This window comes from Clavibacter davisi, assembly GCF_052751415.1.
Genome location: NZ_CP199882.1, coordinates 3,006,404 through 3,023,321 on the forward strand (window position 1 = coordinate 3,006,404; position 16,918 = coordinate 3,023,321).

16 protein-coding genes are annotated in these 16,918 nt (G+C 75.3%); 10 read left to right on the forward strand and 6 right to left on the reverse strand.

The features are described 5' to 3' along the window. Positions 1-8: 8 nt before the first annotated feature. The 5 genes from ACU4ZT_RS14245 (at position 9) to ACU4ZT_RS14265 (ending at position 6,323) form a co-directional block, all read left to right on the forward strand. Positions 9-1,103: a glycosyltransferase family 9 protein gene (locus ACU4ZT_RS14245; RefSeq protein ID WP_445338665.1), complete on the forward strand. Its 1,095-nt coding sequence runs from the start codon at positions 9-11 to the stop codon at positions 1,101-1,103. Beyond that, on the forward strand, positions 1,100-2,161 hold the full coding sequence (locus ACU4ZT_RS14250; protein WP_414763956.1) for a glycosyltransferase: 1,062 nt from the start codon (positions 1,100-1,102) through the stop codon (positions 2,159-2,161). Before ACU4ZT_RS14245 ends, ACU4ZT_RS14250 begins: the two co-directional genes overlap by 4 nt. After that, positions 2,158-4,134: a glycosyltransferase gene (locus tag ACU4ZT_RS14255; protein ID WP_445337408.1), complete on the forward strand. Its 1,977-nt coding sequence runs from the start codon at positions 2,158-2,160 to the stop codon at positions 4,132-4,134. Before ACU4ZT_RS14250 ends, ACU4ZT_RS14255 begins: the two co-directional genes overlap by 4 nt. After that, positions 4,131-5,531 (forward strand): PfkB family carbohydrate kinase, encoded by a 1,401-nt coding sequence (locus tag ACU4ZT_RS14260; protein ID WP_445337409.1) that lies wholly within the window; start codon positions 4,131-4,133, stop codon positions 5,529-5,531. Before ACU4ZT_RS14255 ends, ACU4ZT_RS14260 begins: the two co-directional genes overlap by 4 nt. Before the next feature lie 87 nt (positions 5,532-5,618). Beyond that, positions 5,619-6,323 (forward strand): SDR family oxidoreductase, encoded by a 705-nt coding sequence (locus tag ACU4ZT_RS14265; protein WP_043584090.1) that lies wholly within the window; start codon positions 5,619-5,621, stop codon positions 6,321-6,323. Positions 6,324-6,411: 88 nt separating this feature from the next. On the opposite strand, the gene ACU4ZT_RS14270 is transcribed toward ACU4ZT_RS14265, so the two are convergent. The 3 genes from ACU4ZT_RS14270 to ACU4ZT_RS14280 form a co-directional block, all read right to left on the reverse strand. Beyond that, entirely contained in the window at positions 6,412-6,789 is a 378-nt protein-coding gene (locus tag ACU4ZT_RS14270) for a hypothetical protein (protein ID WP_414763953.1), read from the reverse strand. A 113-nt stretch (positions 6,790-6,902) separates the two neighbouring features. After that, positions 6,903-7,514 carry a hypothetical protein gene (locus tag ACU4ZT_RS14275; protein WP_270981345.1) on the reverse strand — a complete coding sequence of 204 codons (612 nt, stop codon included), beginning with the start codon at positions 7,512-7,514 and terminating at the stop codon, positions 6,903-6,905. Between the two features lie 52 nt (positions 7,515-7,566). Next, positions 7,567-8,001, reverse strand: a complete 435-nt coding sequence (locus ACU4ZT_RS14280; RefSeq protein WP_445337410.1) for a DUF6264 family protein — start codon at positions 7,999-8,001, stop codon at positions 7,567-7,569. 57 nt (positions 8,002-8,058) lie between these two features. On the opposite strand from ACU4ZT_RS14280, the gene ACU4ZT_RS14285 reads away from it, so the two are divergent. The 4 genes from ACU4ZT_RS14285 (at position 8,059) to ACU4ZT_RS14300 (ending at position 12,652) form a co-directional block, all read left to right on the forward strand. After that, positions 8,059-8,553, forward strand: a complete 495-nt coding sequence (locus tag ACU4ZT_RS14285) for a luciferase domain-containing protein (protein ID WP_445337411.1) — start codon at positions 8,059-8,061, stop codon at positions 8,551-8,553. A gap of 167 nt (positions 8,554-8,720) precedes the next feature. Then, on the forward strand, positions 8,721-9,737 hold the full coding sequence (locus tag ACU4ZT_RS14290; RefSeq protein WP_414748744.1) for a glycoside hydrolase family 26 protein: 1,017 nt from the start codon (positions 8,721-8,723) through the stop codon (positions 9,735-9,737). Between the two features lie 111 nt (positions 9,738-9,848). Further along, on the forward strand, positions 9,849-11,213 hold the full coding sequence (locus ACU4ZT_RS14295; protein WP_270981340.1) for a glycoside hydrolase family 26 protein: 1,365 nt from the start codon (positions 9,849-9,851) through the stop codon (positions 11,211-11,213). Positions 11,214-11,356: 143 nt separating this feature from the next. After that, the gene (locus ACU4ZT_RS14300) at positions 11,357-12,652 is read left to right on the forward strand and encodes an alpha/beta hydrolase (protein ID WP_063071598.1); all 1,296 of its coding nucleotides are present in this window, start codon (positions 11,357-11,359) and stop codon (positions 12,650-12,652) included. Between the two features lie 72 nt (positions 12,653-12,724). On the opposite strand, the gene ACU4ZT_RS14305 is transcribed toward ACU4ZT_RS14300, so the two are convergent. Together ACU4ZT_RS14305 and ACU4ZT_RS14310 are read right to left on the reverse strand one after the other, a co-directional pair. After that, positions 12,725-13,219 carry an HIT family protein gene (locus tag ACU4ZT_RS14305; protein WP_445337412.1) on the reverse strand — a complete coding sequence of 165 codons (495 nt, stop codon included), beginning with the start codon at positions 13,217-13,219 and terminating at the stop codon, positions 12,725-12,727. Positions 13,220-13,285: 66 nt separating this feature from the next. Further along, positions 13,286-14,422, reverse strand: a complete 1,137-nt coding sequence (locus tag ACU4ZT_RS14310) for a glycosyltransferase family 9 protein (protein ID WP_445337413.1) — start codon at positions 14,420-14,422, stop codon at positions 13,286-13,288. A 230-nt stretch (positions 14,423-14,652) separates the two neighbouring features. Between ACU4ZT_RS14310 and ACU4ZT_RS14315 the strand changes: the two genes are divergently transcribed. Next, positions 14,653-15,750, forward strand: a complete 1,098-nt coding sequence (locus tag ACU4ZT_RS14315; RefSeq protein ID WP_445337414.1) for a polysaccharide lyase domain-containing protein — start codon at positions 14,653-14,655, stop codon at positions 15,748-15,750. A gap of 10 nt (positions 15,751-15,760) precedes the next feature. Here ACU4ZT_RS14315 and ACU4ZT_RS14320 read toward each other — a convergent pair whose 3' ends face one another. Further along, entirely contained in the window at positions 15,761-16,831 is a 1,071-nt protein-coding gene (locus ACU4ZT_RS14320; RefSeq protein ID WP_270981335.1) for a LacI family DNA-binding transcriptional regulator, read from the reverse strand. Positions 16,832-16,918 lie beyond the last annotated feature (87 nt).

Here is a 16,918-nt window from a genome sequence, read left to right on the forward strand (position 1 = left end):
ACCTGCTGATCCACGACCCCGCGCCCCGCCGGGTGCTCGTCGTGCGGCTCGACTCCGTGGGCGACGTGCTGATCTCGGGGCCCGCGGTGCGCGCGGTCGCCGCCGACCCGCGCGTCGAGGTCCACCTGCTCTGCGGTCCGCGCGGCGCGTCCGCCGGCCGGCTGCTGCCCGGCGTGCACGCGGTGCACGTGTGGGACTCCCCGTGGATCTCCTCCCCCGCGCCCGCCGCCGACGCCGCGTCCGTCGACGCCCTGCACGCGATCCTCGCCGAGGTCCACGCGGACGAGGCCGTCATCCTCACGTCCTTCCACCAGTCGCCGCTCCCGCTCGCGCTGCTGCTGCGCCTGGCGGGCGTGCGGCGGATCACGGGCGCCAGCGTCGACTACGCCGGCTCCCTCCTCGACGTGCGCCTGAAGCCCGGCGAGGACCTCGACGAGGACCAGCCCGAGCCCGAGCGCGCCCTCGCGATCGCCGCCGCGGGCGGGCACGCGCTGCCGGCCGACGACGACGGCCGTCTCGCCGTGCTCGACGCCGCGCTGCCGGATGACGTGGCCGCGCTCCTCCCCGACGGCCCGTTCGCGCTCGTGCACCCGGGCGCCGCGGTCGGCGCGCGCTCCTACCCGGCCGACCAGCACCGGGACGCGGTCGCGCTCCTCGTCGCGCGCGGGATCCCCGTGGTCGTCACCGGCGGCCCCGACGAGCGGGACCTCACGGCGCACGTCGCCGGATCCGCCGCCCTCGATCTCGGCGGCCGCACTGACCTCGCCGGCCTCGGCGCGCTGATGCGCCGCGCGGCCGTGCTCGTGAGCGGCAACACCGGGCCCGCGCACCTCGCCGCCGCGGTGGGCCTCCCGGTCGTGAGCCTGTTCTCGCCCGTCGTGCCGCCGATCCGCTGGGCGCCGTACCGCGTGCCCGTGATCCTGCTCGGCGACCAGGACGCGCCCTGCAAGCTCAGCCGCGCGCGCGACTGCCCCGTGCCCGGCCACCCGTGCCTCGCCGGCGTCTCGCCCGCGGAGGTCGCCGACGCGGTCGAGCGCCTGCTCGCGACCACCGGCGGCACGGGCGGCACCGGCTCGCGCGCGACCGCGGAGGTGCCCGCATGAGGATCCTGATGTGGCACGTCCACGGTGGCTGGACCGACTCGTTCGTGCGCGGATCCCACGAGATCCTGTTCCCGACCACGCCCGCGCGCGACGGCTGGGGCCTCGGCCGCGGCGGACGCGACTGGCCCGCGAGCGCGCGCGAGGTGGATCCGTCGTCCCTGCACGAGACGCACGTCGACCTGGTGCTCCTCCAGCGCGTCGCCGAGATCGAGGAGGCGGAGCGCCTGCTCGGCCGCCGCCTCGGATCCGACGTGCCGGCCGTCTTCCTCGAGCACAACACCCCGCGCGGCGCCCCGACCGAGACCGTGCACGCGCTCGCCGACCGCGACGACATCCCGGTGATCCACGTCACGCGCTTCAACGCGCTCATGTGGGACACCGGATCCGCGCCCACGACCGTCGTCGAGCACGGCGTGCCCGACCCCGGTGCGCTCTACACGGGCGAGGTCGCATCGTTCGGCGCGGTGATCAACGAGCCCGTGCGCCGCGGTCGCATCACCGGCACCGACCTGCTGCCCGCGTTCGCGGCGGTCGCGCCCGTCGAGGTGTTCGGGATGGGGACGGACCTGCTGCCCGGCGCGTTCCCCGACCTCGGCGAGCGCCTCGTCCCCCGCGGCGACCTCCCCACGGCCCGCATGCACCCCGAGCTCGCGCGGCTGCGCGCCTACGTGCACCCGCACCGCTGGACCTCGCTCGGCCTGTCGCTGCTCGAGGCGATGCACTTGGGCGTGCCCGTGCTCGTGCTCGACGCGACCGAGGCGTCGCGCGCGGTGCCGCCCGACGCGGGCGCGATCTCGTCCGACCCGGCCGACCTCGTGCGCGCGGCCCGGCTGCTCGCCGCGGATCCCGGCGAGGCCGCCCGCCGCGGCCGCGTCGCCCGGGAGGCCGCGCTCGCCCGCTACTCGCTCGGCCGCTTCCTCCGCGACATGGACGCCGTGCTGCACGACGCGGTGGATGCCGCGGCCGCGCGCCGGTCCCGCCGCGCGCCCGCCGCATCCGGCTCCCCGACTCCCCCGCACCACCCGCACCACCCGCTCGACGAGAGGACGACACGATGAGGATCGCGATGATCTCGGAGCACGCCAGCCCGCTGGCCACCCTCGGCGGGGTCGACGCCGGCGGCCAGAACGTGCACGTCGCGGCGCTGTCCGCGGCGCTCGCGGACGAGGGCCACACCGTCACCGTCTACACGCGCCGTGACGACGAGGCGCTGCCCGCCCGTGTCGCGTTCGCGCCCGGCGTGGAGGTCGTGCACCTCGACGCCGGACCCGCGCGCGCGGTCCCCAAGGACGACCTCCTCCCCCACATGGGCGAGCTCGCCGACGGGCTGCTGGCCGACTGGCGCACCAACAGGCCCGACGTGGTGCACAGCCACTTCTGGATGTCCGGGGTCGCGGCCCTCGACGCGGCCGCGCGCCTCGCGTCCTCCCCGGTGGGCGCCGCCGCGGCCCCGCCCGTGCTGCACACCTTCCACGCGCTCGGATCCGTGAAGCGCCGCCACCTCGGCGCCGACGACACGAGCCCCGCCGAGCGCACGCACCTGGAGCCGGGCGTCGGCCGCCGCGCCGACGCCGTCATCGCGACCTGCTCCGACGAGGCCGCGGAGCTCGTGCGCGCGGGCGTCGACGCGGCCCGCATCACCGTCATCCCGTGCGGCGTCGACATCGGGCACTTCACGCCGCGGTCGTACGCCGCCGCAGCCGCCGACGCCCCGATGCGCGTCATGGTCGTCGGCCGCCTGGTGCCGCGCAAGGGCGTCGACCTCGCGATCACGGCCCTCGGGATCCTCGCCGACCGCGGCCACCGGGACGTCGAGCTCGTGATCGTCGGCGGCTCCGGCGACGCCGCGAGCGCCACCGAGGACGCCGAGGCCCGCCGCCTGATGGACGCCGCCCGCGCCGCCGGGGTCGCCGACCGCGTGCGCCTGCACGGCCGCGTCTCCCAGGCCGACATGCCCGCCGTGATGCGCACCGCCGACGTGGTCGTGTGCGCGCCCTGGTACGAGCCGTTCGGCATCGTGCCGCTCGAGGCGATGGCCTCCGGCGTGCCCGTCGTCGCGTCGTCCGTGGGCGGGCTCACCGACAGCGTCGTGGACGGCGTGACCGGGATCCTCGTGCCGCCGCGCGACCCCGCCGCCATCGCCGACGCGCTCGGGGAGCTGCTCGCCGATCCCGCCCGCCGCCGCGCCCTCGGCCGCGCCGGCCGCGACCGCATGGAGCACGGCTACTCCTGGGCGACGGTCGCCGCGCGCACCGCGGACGCGTACCGCGCCGTGATCCAGGACGCCGCCGTTGACGAGCTGCCCGCCGACCCGACCGTGGTCGACGCCCACCTCGACGCGCTCGCCCCGGTGCTCCAGGCGCTCCGCTCCCACGCGCCGCGCCTCACCGCGTGGGGCAGTGAGATGGCCGACCGCCTCAGCCACGGCGCGCGCCTCATCGCGGCCGGCAACGGCGGATCCGCGGCCGAGGCCCAGCACCTCACGAGCGAGCTGGTGGGCCGGTTCGACGGCGACCGCCGCCCGTTCTCCGCCATCGCGCTGCACTCGGAGTCGTCGGCCGTCACCGCGATCGGCAACGACTACGGCTTCGACGAGGTGTTCGCCCGGCAGGTGCACGCGCACGCGAGATCCGGCGACATCGTCGTGCTCCTCTCGACGAGCGGCCGCAGCGTCAACCTGCTGAAGGCGGCGGCCGCCGCGCGCGCCGCCGGCGCCACCACCTGGGCGATGACCGGGCCGGGCCCGAACCCGCTCGTGGAGGCGTGCGACGAGTCCCTCGCGCTCGACGGCCCCTCGGCCAACGTGCAGGAGGCGCAGCTGGTGGCCGTGCACGCGATCTGCCGCGCGTTCGAGAGCCGCCTGCAGGCGAACGACCGGGCGGCCGCGCGCGCGTCGGCGACCGCGGATGCGGCGCCCGCGTCGCCGGGATCCGCCGCGCCCGCGTCCGCCCCCGCCGCCGTCTCCGCCGCCGTCCCCGTGACGGTCACGCCCGCATCCACCACGGCCGCTCCCGCGGAGGTGCCGGCATGAGGATCGTCGTGGTCGGCGACGTGCTCCTCGACGTCGACATGACCGGCGCCGCGCACCGGCTCAGCCCCGACGCGCCCGTGCCGGTGATCGAGGTGGAGGAGTCGCTGCCCCGCGCGGGCGGCGCCGGCCTCGTCGCCACGATGCTCGCGCGCGACGGCCACGACGTGCGCCTCGTCACCGTGCTCTCCGACGACCACCGCGCGGAGACGCTGCGCGCGTGCCTCGATCGGATCGAGGTGGTCGCCGGCCCGTCGGGCGCGCCCACGCCCGTGAAGACCCGCGTCCGCGCCGACGGCCACGCCATCGCCCGCATCGACGAGGGCTGCGCGCCGCCACCCACGCCGGAGGCGACCGACGAGATGCTCGACGCGATCGCCACGGCCGATGCCATCGTGGTCGCCGACTACGGCCGCGGCGTCACGCGCGACCCGCGCCTCCGCGCCGCCCTCGACGCGCGCGCCGCCGTGGTGCCGCTCGTGTGGGATCCGCACCCCGCGGGCGAGCCGCCCGTCCCGAACACCGCGCTCGCCACCCCGAACCTGGCCGAGGCGCGCGCGTTCTCCGGGCTAGCCGGGCGCGACGTGTCGGCGGCCGCCGACGCCGCCCGGATCCTCCGCGAGATGTGGGGCGTCGGCACGGTCGCCGTCACCATGAGCGAGCGCGGCGCCCTGCTCGTGTCGGCTCCCGCGTCGGGCTCCGCTCCCGCGTCGGGTGCGGCGGGCGCATCCATGCCCGTCGTCGTGCCCGCCCCGCTCGTCGCGACCGGCGACCCGTGCGGCGCGGGCGACCGCCTGGCGGCCACGGCCCTCGCGGCGCTGGCCGCCGGATCCGCGGTGGAGGACGCCGTGCGCGACGCCGTCGCCTCCGCCGCCGAGTACGTCGACGCGGGCGGCGTCGCCACCCTCGTGGGCCCGCCCGCCGCGCGCCCCATCGGCGGCCACGCGGCGAGCGCCCTCCAGGTCGTGCGCGCGACCCGTGCCGCCGGCGGCACCGTCGTCGCGACCGGCGGCTGCTTCGACCTCGTGCACGCCGGCCACGCCCGCACCCTCGCCGCGGCCCGCGCGCTCGGCGACTGCCTGGTCGTGCTCCTCAACTCGGACGACTCGGTGCGCCGCCTCAAGGGCCCCGAGCGCCCGATCATGACCGAGGAGGACCGCGTGGATCTGCTGATGTCGCTCGGCGTGGTGGACGCGGTCGTGCTCTTCTCCGAGGACACCCCCGAGGAGGCGTTGCGCTCGATCAAACCCGACCTCTGGGTCAAGGGCGGCGACTACCGCGCTGAGGACCTCCCCGAGGCGGCGGTCATCGCCGAGTGGGGCGGCCAGGCCGTCACCGTCCCGTACCACCCCGGCCGCTCCACCACGAAGCTCGCGGGCGCGCTCGCCCGCGTCGGCTGAGCCCTGATCCGCTGACCCCCTGATCCGCACGACTCCCCCGCACCCCCGCGCCGAACGGGCGCGATCCGCACCACGGAAGGAACACCCATGACCGACTCCCCCCGCCCCAGCACCGGCCGCGTCCTCATCACCGGAGGCGCGTCCGGGCTCGGCGCCGCGGTCGCGCAGGCGGTGCTCGCGGCCGGCGGCGAGCCCATCGTGCTCGACCTCGACACGTCGAGCGTCACCGGCATGGAGGCGCACCGCATCGACGTCTCCGACACCCGCGCCACCGAGGCGCTCGTCACCGAGATCGCCCAGGCGCACGGCGGGCTGGATGCCGTGGTCACCGCCGCGGGCATCGACCGCTGCGGCCGCCTCGTCGACGTGGCGCCCACCGAGTGGGAGAAGGTCATCGGCGTGAACCTCATGGGCACGGTCGCCGTCGTCCGCGCGGCGCTGCCGTTCCTCACCGAGTCGCACGGCCGCGTCGTCACCGTCGCGTCGTCGCTCGCCATCAAGGCCGTCTCCGACGCGACCGCCTACTGTGCCTCGAAGTTCGGCGTGCTCGGCTTCACGCGCGCGCTGGCTGCCGAGACGAAGGGCGAGGTCGGCGTCACCACGCTGATCCCCTCCGGCATGAAGACCCACTTCTTCGACGACCGCGACCCGAAGTACAAGCCCGGCTCCGACGCGAACCTCAACGACCCGGCCGCCGTCGCCGACAGCGTGATGTTCATCCTCGGCCAGCCGCGCGGCTGCGAGATCCGCGAGCTCGTCATCACGCACGAGCTGGAGGACAGCTGGCCGTGAGCCGCGGCTGATCCGCACCCTGCACGCACGACACGAGCCCGGCCCCGCATCACGCGGGGCCGGGCTCGTCTCGTCCGTCGGGCATCCGTCAGGGCGTCGTCGCGATACCCGTCATGATCTGCGCCGCCACGTTGATGCCGACGATCAGCACGATGCCCGTCGCCGGCGCCCACCACGCGTTCACGCGGCGCGTGCGGCAGACGACCGTCGCGACGATGGAGAGGACGAGGACGCCGATCGTGCCCGCGACCCAGAGCCGCGAAGCCAGCACGCCGAGGGGGTAGTCGCAGCCGGGCGTGCCGCAGCGGTCCGGGATCCAGCTCGCGACCACCATCGCGATGAGGCCCGCGAACGCGAGCACCCCCTCGGTCACGAGCAGGATCATCGCGAGCCGGGCGTCGTACGGCGGCCGGATCGGCTCCGGCCCGGCGAGGCTCGGGCGCTGCATGGTCTGCTGCTGGCTCATGGTGTCCTCCGTCGGAGTCGGGCCCGCGCATCGGCGGGTGTGCGCGACGGTAGCGGTCCGGCGTCCGCCGCGGAAGGGTCTTGCGGCGCGGGCGATCCGCGAGTCGCGTCCGCTCAGCCCGGCCGCACCAGCGTCACCCCGCGCTCGGCCGAGAACCGCGCGAAGTCCGCCACCCCGAGCCGCGCGTCCGCCGCCGTGGATCCCACGCCCGACGGGTTGTGGAACGTCGCTGTCTCCCCGTCGAACGCGTGCACCAGCACGAGGTGCCCGCCGCGCCGGGTCGCCGGCCGCTCCGGGTAGCGGATCTCCGACGACACCGACGCGAGCACCACCCGCCCCTCGCCCACCTCGGCGAGCAGCTCGGGCACGTCGATCCGCGGGTGCACGAGCGCCTCGATCCCGAAGTCGTCGCGCACCCACTCCGCGAACGGCCGGTAGTACAGCCCGCCGACGTCGTCGCCGTCACGCGTGAGGGCGGCGCGGGCGACGGCGCGCGTGATCAGCTCGTGCATGCCGAGCGCGCCGGCCGCGGGGATCCACGCCTTGAGCACCGACCGCAGCCCCGCCAGCCCGCACACGTGCCCGGACCAGAAGAGGTACTCGGCCTCCGACGGATAGCCCTCGGTGCGCCAGTCGAAGAACCCGGCCGGGCTCTCGCCGCGCTCGATGAGGGGCGCGTTGCAGGCGAGGTCGCCCCACTGCGACTCGTACGGGTACGTGGTCATGCGGGCTCCTCGGGTCGGATGCGTCCCACGCTCCCACGGCGGCGGGCTCGGCTCACGTCGCCGCGAGATCCATGAGGCCTCCGGTGCCGTACGTCACGGCGACCAGGGCGACGCACCCGGCGAGCGGCACCCACCACGCCGACCGCCGCCGCACGCTCCGGAGGACGACGGCGACCACCGACAGGATCACGACGACAGCCACCGCGGCGCGCGCCACCGTCATCACCACGTCCCCGAGCGCGTAGTCGCAGGTGAGAGACGGGTCCGCGCATCGGTCGAAGAACATGCCGCTGAGGAGGACCTGCAGGTACGCCCCGCACGCGACGATCCCCTCGACGCCCAAGAGGATCACCACCGCGACCCGGTCGCCCCAGCCCGGCGCCTTCCGCTCGCGCGGCTCCCGCCGTCCCGCCCACGGCGCGCGCGACCTGCGGACACCGGCGCGCGGCGCCTCATCGAAGGCGTGCTCGTACTCGTCGTAGCTCATCGCGTCTCCGTCGTCCGGGGGTTTCCGGCACCCTAGCCACGCCGATACGTTCGACGGGTGATCTCCACCCCACGCCGCGGCCCGCGCCCGACCCTCTCCGACGAGGGCCCGCAGCGGCAGCTCACCGACCGCGCGACACCGGAGCTCTGGGGCCGTCTCGTCGCGCGCGCGTTCGCGCTGCCCGGGGTGCGCGAGAGCCACAGCCAGGTGTCCCCCGCCACGTCGCGCGGCCTCTTCCTCGAGGACCTCGCCGAGCCGATCGTCCCCTGGGCGTCGCTCGCGCCGGAGGGCCGCCTCGAGCCCGTGCACCTGCACGGCGTCGACGACACGTCCCTGCACCTCTGCCTCCCGGTCCCCCGCGGCACCGAGCTGACCGCGCTCGGCTGGGCGACGCCGCACCAGTACGAGGACTACGGCACCGAGTTCCTCGTCTACGGCCCGCGCGACGAGGCGGAGGTCGACGTGGTGGTCAGCCTGATCGAGGAGTCCATCGCCTTCGCGCGCGACCCCGGCGACGAGCAGCCGGCGCACCTCCCCGTCGCCGAGGGCTGAGCGCGTCGCCGCTCGGCAGATCACGGGCGCACGGGCGGACGGATGCGCGGACGCGAGCGGACCCGACCATCCCCTGACCGTCCGGCCGTGAGCGGACATCGGGCGGTCCAGCCCGAGGAGCGTCGGATAGCTTCCAGGGAGCGGACATCCGCAGAAAATTGGACACAATGCAGCACCACCACCGCCCCATCCGCCTCGCGACCACCCTCCTCCTGGGTGCCGCCCTCACCGCCGGGATCCTCACCGCAGCATCCCCCGCCAACGCCGCCAGCAGCGGCGCCGCGAGCACCGCGCCGACCGCCGTCAGCGCCGCCCCCACCGTCTCCGACGCCCGGCTCCGCTTCGGCGTCGCGACCCCCGGCGGTCCCACCGCCGGCGGCGAGCTCGACCAGGTCGCCGCGCAGGTCGGCGAGGACCCGAGCATCGTGCTCTCCTACGCCGACTTCACGCAGGCGCCGCCCATCGCCGCCCTCGACCAGGTCCGCGCACGCGGCGCCGAGAGCCTCCTCACGTGGGAGCCGTGGAAGGCCGGGGCCGGCGTGAACCAGCCCGGCTTCTCGAACGCGAGCATCCTCGCGGGCGACCACGACGCCTACCTCCGCGAGTGGGGCACCCAGCTGGCCGCCTGGGGCGGCCCCGTCTCCCTCCGCTACGCGCACGAGATGAACGGCGACTGGTACCCGTGGGCCGAGGGGGTCAACGGCAACGCGCCGGGCTCCTACGTCGCCGCGTGGAAGCACGTGCACGACGTCGTCGTCGCCCAGGGCGCCACCAACGTGCGCTGGGTCTGGACCCCGAACGTGCCGTACACCGGATCCACCCCGCTCGCCGGCCTCTACCCGGGCGCCGCGTACGTCGACGTCGTCGGGCTCGACGGCTACAACTGGGGCACCGGCGTCGCCGGCCGCGCCTGGGTCTCGCCGTCCGACCTCTTCGGCTTCGGCCTCGAGCGGCTGCGTGCCGTGGCGGCGGGCAAGCCCATCATCATCGCCGAGACCGCGTCGTCCGAGGTGGGCGGATCCAAGGCCGCGTGGGACACCGACCTCGTCGCGTTCCTGCAGGCCCAGCCCGACGTGGTCGCCTTCGTCTGGTTCGACATGGACAAGGAGGCGGACTGGCGCATCGGCAGCTCCGCGGCCTCCGCCACGGCCATCCGCGACGCGCTCGCCGCCCGCCGCGTCTGATAGCCGCTCAGCCCCCGCCAGCGGATCCCGTCGCCAGACGGACATCCGCTGGACGGAGGGCGCCGAAGTACATACGATCGCATACATCCATCGGGGGAAGGACCCTATGCCATGCCCACTCGTCGCCGCCTCAAATGCGCTGTCGTCACCGCCGTCGCACCGGCGGTCGTGACGGCGACCGTGCTCGTCGCACCGGCCGTCGCCTCCCGCGCCGCCGCGGCGCAGCCCGTCCCCACGGCCCCCGCCGCGGTCGTCCTCTCCGTCGCCTCCGGCCCCGTCGGCACGGCCGTGACCGTCACGGGCAGGGGCTTCACGGCGAAGAAGGCCGCGGTCGTCGCCGCCGGGTCCGCCGCGAAGAGCATCACGACCACCGCCACGGGCACGTTCACGACCGCGATCTCCATCCCCCGCACCGCGCTCTCGACCATCAAGATCACCGCGACCTCCGGCACGCGCTCCGCCGCGACGACGTTCACGGTGGCCCCGGCGAAGTCGAGCGGATCCGCCCGCCTCGCCACCCCGGCGCCCGCGCCGACGACGACCCCGGCGCCCGCCGCGACGCCGACCGTCCCGGCCGCCGCGACGCCCGCCCCCGCCACCTCGTCGGCCCCCGCCATCAGCTCCGCCCGCCTGCGCCTCGGCCTCTCGACCCCCGGCGGCCCCACCGCGAACGGCGAGCTCGACGCCGCCTCCGTCGAGCTCGGCGAGAGCCCGTCCATCGTGATGAGCCACGTCGACTTCACGCACCCGGCCCCGATCCAGGGCCTCCAGAGCGTCGCCGCGCGCGGCGCCGACAGCCTCCTCACGTGGGAGCCGTGGCAGGGCGGCGCGGGCACCACCCAGTCCGCGTACACGAATGCGCGCATCGTCGCCGGCGACCACGACGCCTACATCCGCTCGTGGGGCGCCGACCTCGCGAAGTACGGCAAGACCGTCTACCTCCGCTACGGCCACGAGATGAACGGCAACTGGTACCCGTGGTCGGACGGCGTCAACGGCAACGCGCCCGGCTCCTACGTCGCGGCGTGGAAGCACGTGCACGACCTCATCGCCGCGCAGGGTGCCACCAACGTGAAGTGGGTGTGGAGCCCGAACGTGCCGTACCCGGGATCCACCGACCTCGCCTCGCTCTACCCCGGCAGCGACCAGGTCGACGTCGTCGCGCTCGACGGCTACAACTGGGGCTCCGCGCCCGGCCAGCGCTGGACGGATCCGGCCACGCTGTTCGGCCCCGGCATCGACCGCCTCCGCGCGGTCGCGCCCGGCAAGCCGCTCGTCATCGGCGAGGTGGCGTCGAGCGAGGTCGGCGGATCCAAGTCCGCCTGGAACCGCGACCTCGTCGCGTACCTGCAGGCACAGCCCGACGTGCTCGGCTTCGTGTGGTTCGACTTCCAGAAGGAGGCGGACTGGCGCATCGACAGCACCGCGGCCTCCGCCACCGCCCTCCGCGACGCGCTCGCGTTGCGGCGCGGCTGACCCGCTGTCCGCCTCCCGTGCACGGCGAGCGCATGCCCGGTGCCCAGCGCGCGTGCAGTCGGCGCACGGCCGGAGCCCGATCCGGACGACCTACCATCTGACGAGCGCACCCTTCCGGCGGAGCGCCCGATGAGGAGGCGCACGTGACCCGGGCGCATCGTCGACGCGAGACCGCGCTCGCCCTCGCCGCCGTGCTCGTCGGGCTCCTCATCCTCCCGGCCCCGCCCGGAGGCGGCGTCGACGCCGGCTTCGCGCAGCTCGACCGGTACGCCGCCCTCTCCGACGCGCAGGCGCAGCGCATGATCGCCGCGCACCCGTCCCTCGAGCTGCAGGTGCGCGACGCCGCTCCCGCACACGTCGTCAGCTGGTGGGCCGCGAAGGACCGGAAGCGCCAGCGCACCCTGATCCGGCACTCGTCCGGTCTCATCGGCAACCTCGACGGCGTGGACTACGCCTCCCGCGACGCCGCCAACCGCCGCCAGCTGGCGGCGCGTCTCGCGACCGAGGAGGCGGCGGTCGCGGCGCACCCCGGCGACGCGGCCGCGCGCGACCGGCTCACCGCCCTCACCGCGATCCGCGAGGCGCTCCGGTCGAAGGGCGGGCCGCGGCGCACCCTCGTGTCGTTCACGCACAGGGATCCGCCGCTCGCCGCCATCGCCGTGGGTGATCTCGACACCGCGCGCCAGGTCACCTTCACCGTCCCCGGCATGGGCACCTACACCGACGACATGCAGCTCTGGACCGAGACCGCGCAGAACGTGTACGACGCGCAGGCGGCCGTGGGCGCGCCGGCCGCGCATGCCGTGGTCGCGTGGATCGGCTACCGGACACCGGCCCCCGGCATCGACGCGACGCTCGGCGACAGCGCGGAGCGCGGCGCCCCGCTGCTGGCGAGCGAGATCCAGGGGCTGCGGGCGGCGCGCGCGCACGGCGACCTCGCCACCGTGAGCGTCATCGCGCACTCGTACGGTTCCACGATGGCCGCCGACGCGCTCGCCGCCCGCGACCTCGGCGTCTACTCGTTCGTGATGCTCGGCTCGGCCGGCGTCGAGGACGGCATCGCCGGCGTGCGTGACCTGCACGCCCGGCACGTCTACGCGGGCGAGGCGGCCGACGACGCGGAGGCGGTGTGGGGCCGGCTGTCGCGGCAGGATCCGCGTGCGCCCGGCTTCGGCGCCACCGTGATCCAGGTCGACGGCGATCCGTCGCGCGGCCTCCTCCCGGTGACCGGCCACGCCCCCGTGCTGCACTCGCGCTGGAACGACGACCCGCGGTCGGCGGCGTGGACGACCATCCAGGATCCGACCCTGCGCAAGCAGGAGTACGCCGCCCACGAGCGCAGCTTCGGCTACCTCGACGCGGGCACCGAGTCGCTGCGCAACGCGGCGATCGCGACGACGATGCGGCCGACGGAGGCGCTCGCGACCGATCCTCGATGACGGCGAGGTCACCGAAGCAACAGTCAACTCTGAGTTGATCGTTCGCCGAGAGGGCGACCGAGAGGTTTCGTCTCAGCCGGCGCGGACTGAGACGTCGTCCGCCGCCACGAGCGCGTCGAGCTCCGCGGTGATCCGCGCCCGCAGCGTTGCGTGCGCGTCGCCCAGCGCCGTCGCCGGATCCGCCCACCGCTCCTCCGCGTGCAGCCACACCGGACGCCGCGTGAGCGCCGGCGGCTCCCACGCGTACCGCGGCCAGACGTGCGCGTGCACGAAGGCGTCGGCGTTGCCCAGCACCTCGAGGTTGACGCGGCGGAAGGCCGGATCCGCCGCCCGGCACGCGCGCTCGACCGCGGTCGCGAGCAGGTCGGCGTCCGCCAGGAAGCGCACGCGCTCGATCCGCGGCAGCTCGGCGAGCGCGGTGGCCCGCGGATCCTTCGCGAGCAGCACGCAGTAGCCGGGCAGGAACTGCACGTCGCCGATGACGGCGTACCCCGCTCCCAGCTCGCGCAGCACGGTCGGGTTCTCGCCGCGCGCGGCCGAGCCGATGCGGTCCTCTCGCCAGTCCATCCGCCGATGCTCGCCGACCCGGCGGATCCGCGCGCGCCCCGTCACCAGGCGCGGCCGACGCGGGCCTCAGACCGTGACGCGATCCCCGAGCGACGCCCGCCGCAGCTGCTCCACGTCGGCGTGCACGTCGTCCACCTGCACGTCGACCACGTACGACGGGTCGTGGGCGCAGCGCTCCGCCGTCCAGCCGACCTGCGTCACGTCGACGCCGCAGACGGGGCAGCGCGTGGTCCAGGCCATGTGGATCCGGTGGCGGGTGCGGCCGAACGCCGCCGCGTTGATCACGTTGCCGAACCAGAACACGCCGACCGTGCGCGCGCCCACGGCCTGCGCGAGGTGGCGCGGGCCGCTGTCGTTGCCGAGCACGACGTCGGCGTGGGTGAAGAGGCCGGCCAGCTCGCCCAGCGTGAGCGAGTCGGCGAGCGAGGCGATCCGCGCGGCCTGCTCGGCCGGCAGGCCGTCGCGGCCGAGCGCGACGATGCGGTCGGCGTCGGCGGCATCCGTCGCGTCGCCGACCACGACCACCTGCGCGTCGTCGGCGGCGGCCCGGCGCGCGATCTCCGCGAACCGTTCCACGGGCCAGCGGCGGCGCACGTCCGTGGCGCCCGGGTGGATCACGACGAGCCCGCCGGGCGCGCCCGCCAGGTGCCGCGTGGCGGCGTCCCGCTCGGCATCGGTCACCTCGACGACCGGCTCGAGGTCCGCGATCCGCGCCCCCGCGAGCCCCGCGACCTCGAGCCCGCGCAGCACCTCGTGCTGGTAGTAGACGTACGGGATCACGCGCTCGAGCCGCTCGGCGTCGTCGGTCGCGGTGCCCACGGTGTGCCGCGCGCCGAGCCGCAGCAGGAACGGGTTGGAGTTCCGGCCGCCGCCGTGCACCTGCACGGCGAGGTCGAAGCGGCGCGCGCGCATCCGGGCGGCGAACGCCTCGACCTCCGCGGGGTCCGGATCCGTGCCCGGCACGTCCCGCACCCCGTGCGCCACCGGCAGCACCTCGATCTCCTCGGGCGCTCCCGGCCGGCCCGCCAGCAGCGCGCCGTGCAGCGGCGTGCCGAGCAGCGTGATCCGCGCGCCCGGGTACGCGGCCCGCAGCGCGGCGATCGCCGGCAGCGCGAAGATCAGGTCGCCGAGGCCGCCGCCGCGCAGCACGGCGATGGAGCGGACGCAAGGGAAGGTCTCGTGGAGCGGGGCGACGACGGGCACGGGCGGGCCTCCTGGTCGAGCGGGCGGGTCCCCCACCCCGTTCCCCGCGGCGGGCCGGTCGAAACGCTGGGGCGGGATGCGCTGTGCGGAGGCCGCCCGACGCCGTCGAGCCCGCCGTTACGGTGACGCATCAGACGGCCGTCTGACAGCGTGGCCGCGTCGCCAGACGGGGGCCGCGCATCCTCCCGCGTCGCGGCCCGCGGGCCTCGGCGCCTCTCCGAGAGGCATCCATGCGCATCCGTCCCCTGCCCGCCGCGCTCGCCGGCACGCTCCTCCTCGTCGCCCTCACGGGCACCGGCCCGACCGCTCCGGCGGACGCCGCCGCTCCCGCCGCCGCCGCGACGACCACCAACGCCGCCCTCACCTCGGGCTCGTCCGCGACCGGCGCCGGCGCGACCGCCCGCGTCGCCAGCGTCGATGCGCTGCGCACCGCGATCGCGAAGCACGTGCACCACATCGTCATCACCACGTCGCTCTACGGCGGCCCCTCTCCCGTCTTCGTCGATGTGCTCGACGCGGCATCGAGCGGCACGCTCATCGAGGGCGCCACCCCGACCGTGGAGCTCGTGAACATCCAGCTGCGGATCTACGACCACACCTACGCGGGCGCCCTCCACGACGTGACCGTGCGCGGCCTCACCCTGCACGGACGCCTCTCCGACCTCGTCGCGCTCTCCGGCGCCGCGACGAGGCCGCACGGCGCGGGCGTCAACTACGAGGCCATCAGCGTGCGCGGTGCCGCGCACGTGACCATCGACCGCATCGTCGCGTACGACACCACCGACGACCTCATGTCGGTGACCCGCGGGGCCGACGACGTCACCATCTCGAACAGCACGTTCTCCTACTCGCGCGCGTACGCGGACATCGATCCGAGCATCCGCTGGGACTGGGGCTTCGGCCTCCAGCCGCTCGCCTCCGAGCGCCTCGGGATCCTCGTCGGCGCGAACGCGCAGGACAGCTACGCCACCACCGGGCACCTCCACGTGAACCTGGTGGGCGACCACATCGGACCGCTCATGCGGGGGCGGCCGCTGCTCCGCGGCGACGTCGACGTGAAGGGGGTGGTCTTCGACAACACGCAGGCCGGATCCGGGCAGTACGCCGCCCTCGAGGTCGGCAGCGGCGGCCGCGTCATCGTGGAGGGCTGCCGGTTCGACCACTCGAACAACCCCATCGCGATCCACCTCGACTCACCCGGGGACACCTACGCGCTGTTCGAGGGCGGCAACACCTTCATCCAGACGACGGGCACGGTCGCACCGGGCAAGCCGCTGCCGCCGCGCGCATCCCGCGCGACGTCGGCACGAGGGGTCGTGCGCACCTGACGCGGAGCGCTCAGCCGCGGGTCGCCCGGGAGCCGGCCCGCGGCGCCGCCGCGCTCTCGCGCACCACGAGCCGCGTCGGCACGATGCGGTCGTGCGACGGCGCGCGCCCCTCGAGCATCTCCAGCAGCACCTGCATGGAGCGGCGGCCGATCTCGGTGAAGTCCTGGTGCACGGTCGTGAGCGGCGGCCAGAACGAGCTCGACTCCTCCGTGTCGTCGAAGCCGACCACGCTGATGTCCCCCGGCACGTCGCGGCCGAGCTCGTGCAGCGCGTGCAGGATCCCGAGGGCCATCTGGTCGTTCGCGGCCACGATGCCGGTGATGTCGGCGCGCTGCCCGAGCTCCTTCCCGATGCGGTAGCCGGACGCGGTGGTCCAGTCGCCCTGCGCGGGATCCTCCGGGGAGAGCCCGGCGTCGACCATCGTCGCGCGCCACTCCGCCGCGCGCCGGGCCGCGGAGTACGAGGTGGACGGGCCGGCGACGTGCACGATCGCGGTGTGGCCGAGGTCCAGCAGGTGCTGGGTGACGAGCCGCGTGCCCTGCTCCTGGTCGGTGTCGACGACCACGAACGGGTCGCCCGCGTCGGAGTCGATGATCACGACGGGCAGCCCCACGGGGATGATCACGTCGGCGCGGTCGAGCATGTGCGCCTCGATGATGATGACGACCCCGTCGACCGCCTCCTCCTGCAGCCGGCTGAACGCGCCGGCCACCTCCCCCTCGGTGGGGTGCGGCACGGGCATCAGCGTGATCGTGTACCCGGCATCGGATGCGGCGGTGACGATCGCGTCGAGCGTGCGCATGTTCCCGAGGGTGGAGAGCGTGAACATGATGATGCCGATGCTGCGGAAGCGGCCGGTCTTCAGCGCCCGGGCCGCGCTGTTCGGCCGGTAGCCGAGCTCGGCCATCGCGTCGACCACGCGCTGGCGGGTCGAGGCCTCCACGTTCTGCGCGCCGTTGGACACGCGGGAGACGGTCTGGGCGGAGACGCCGGCGTGCGCCGCGACGTCCGCCATCGACACGGTGCGGCCGCCGGGCGTGCGCCGGCCGCCCGACTTGACGGCCGACGGTGGAGATGTCATGGTTGCGAGCATCACAGATGTTTGCGCAAACACCCAATCTTCCCGAGGTGGGTGACAGCCCTCCCCCGATGGGCTGATGGCGCCGCG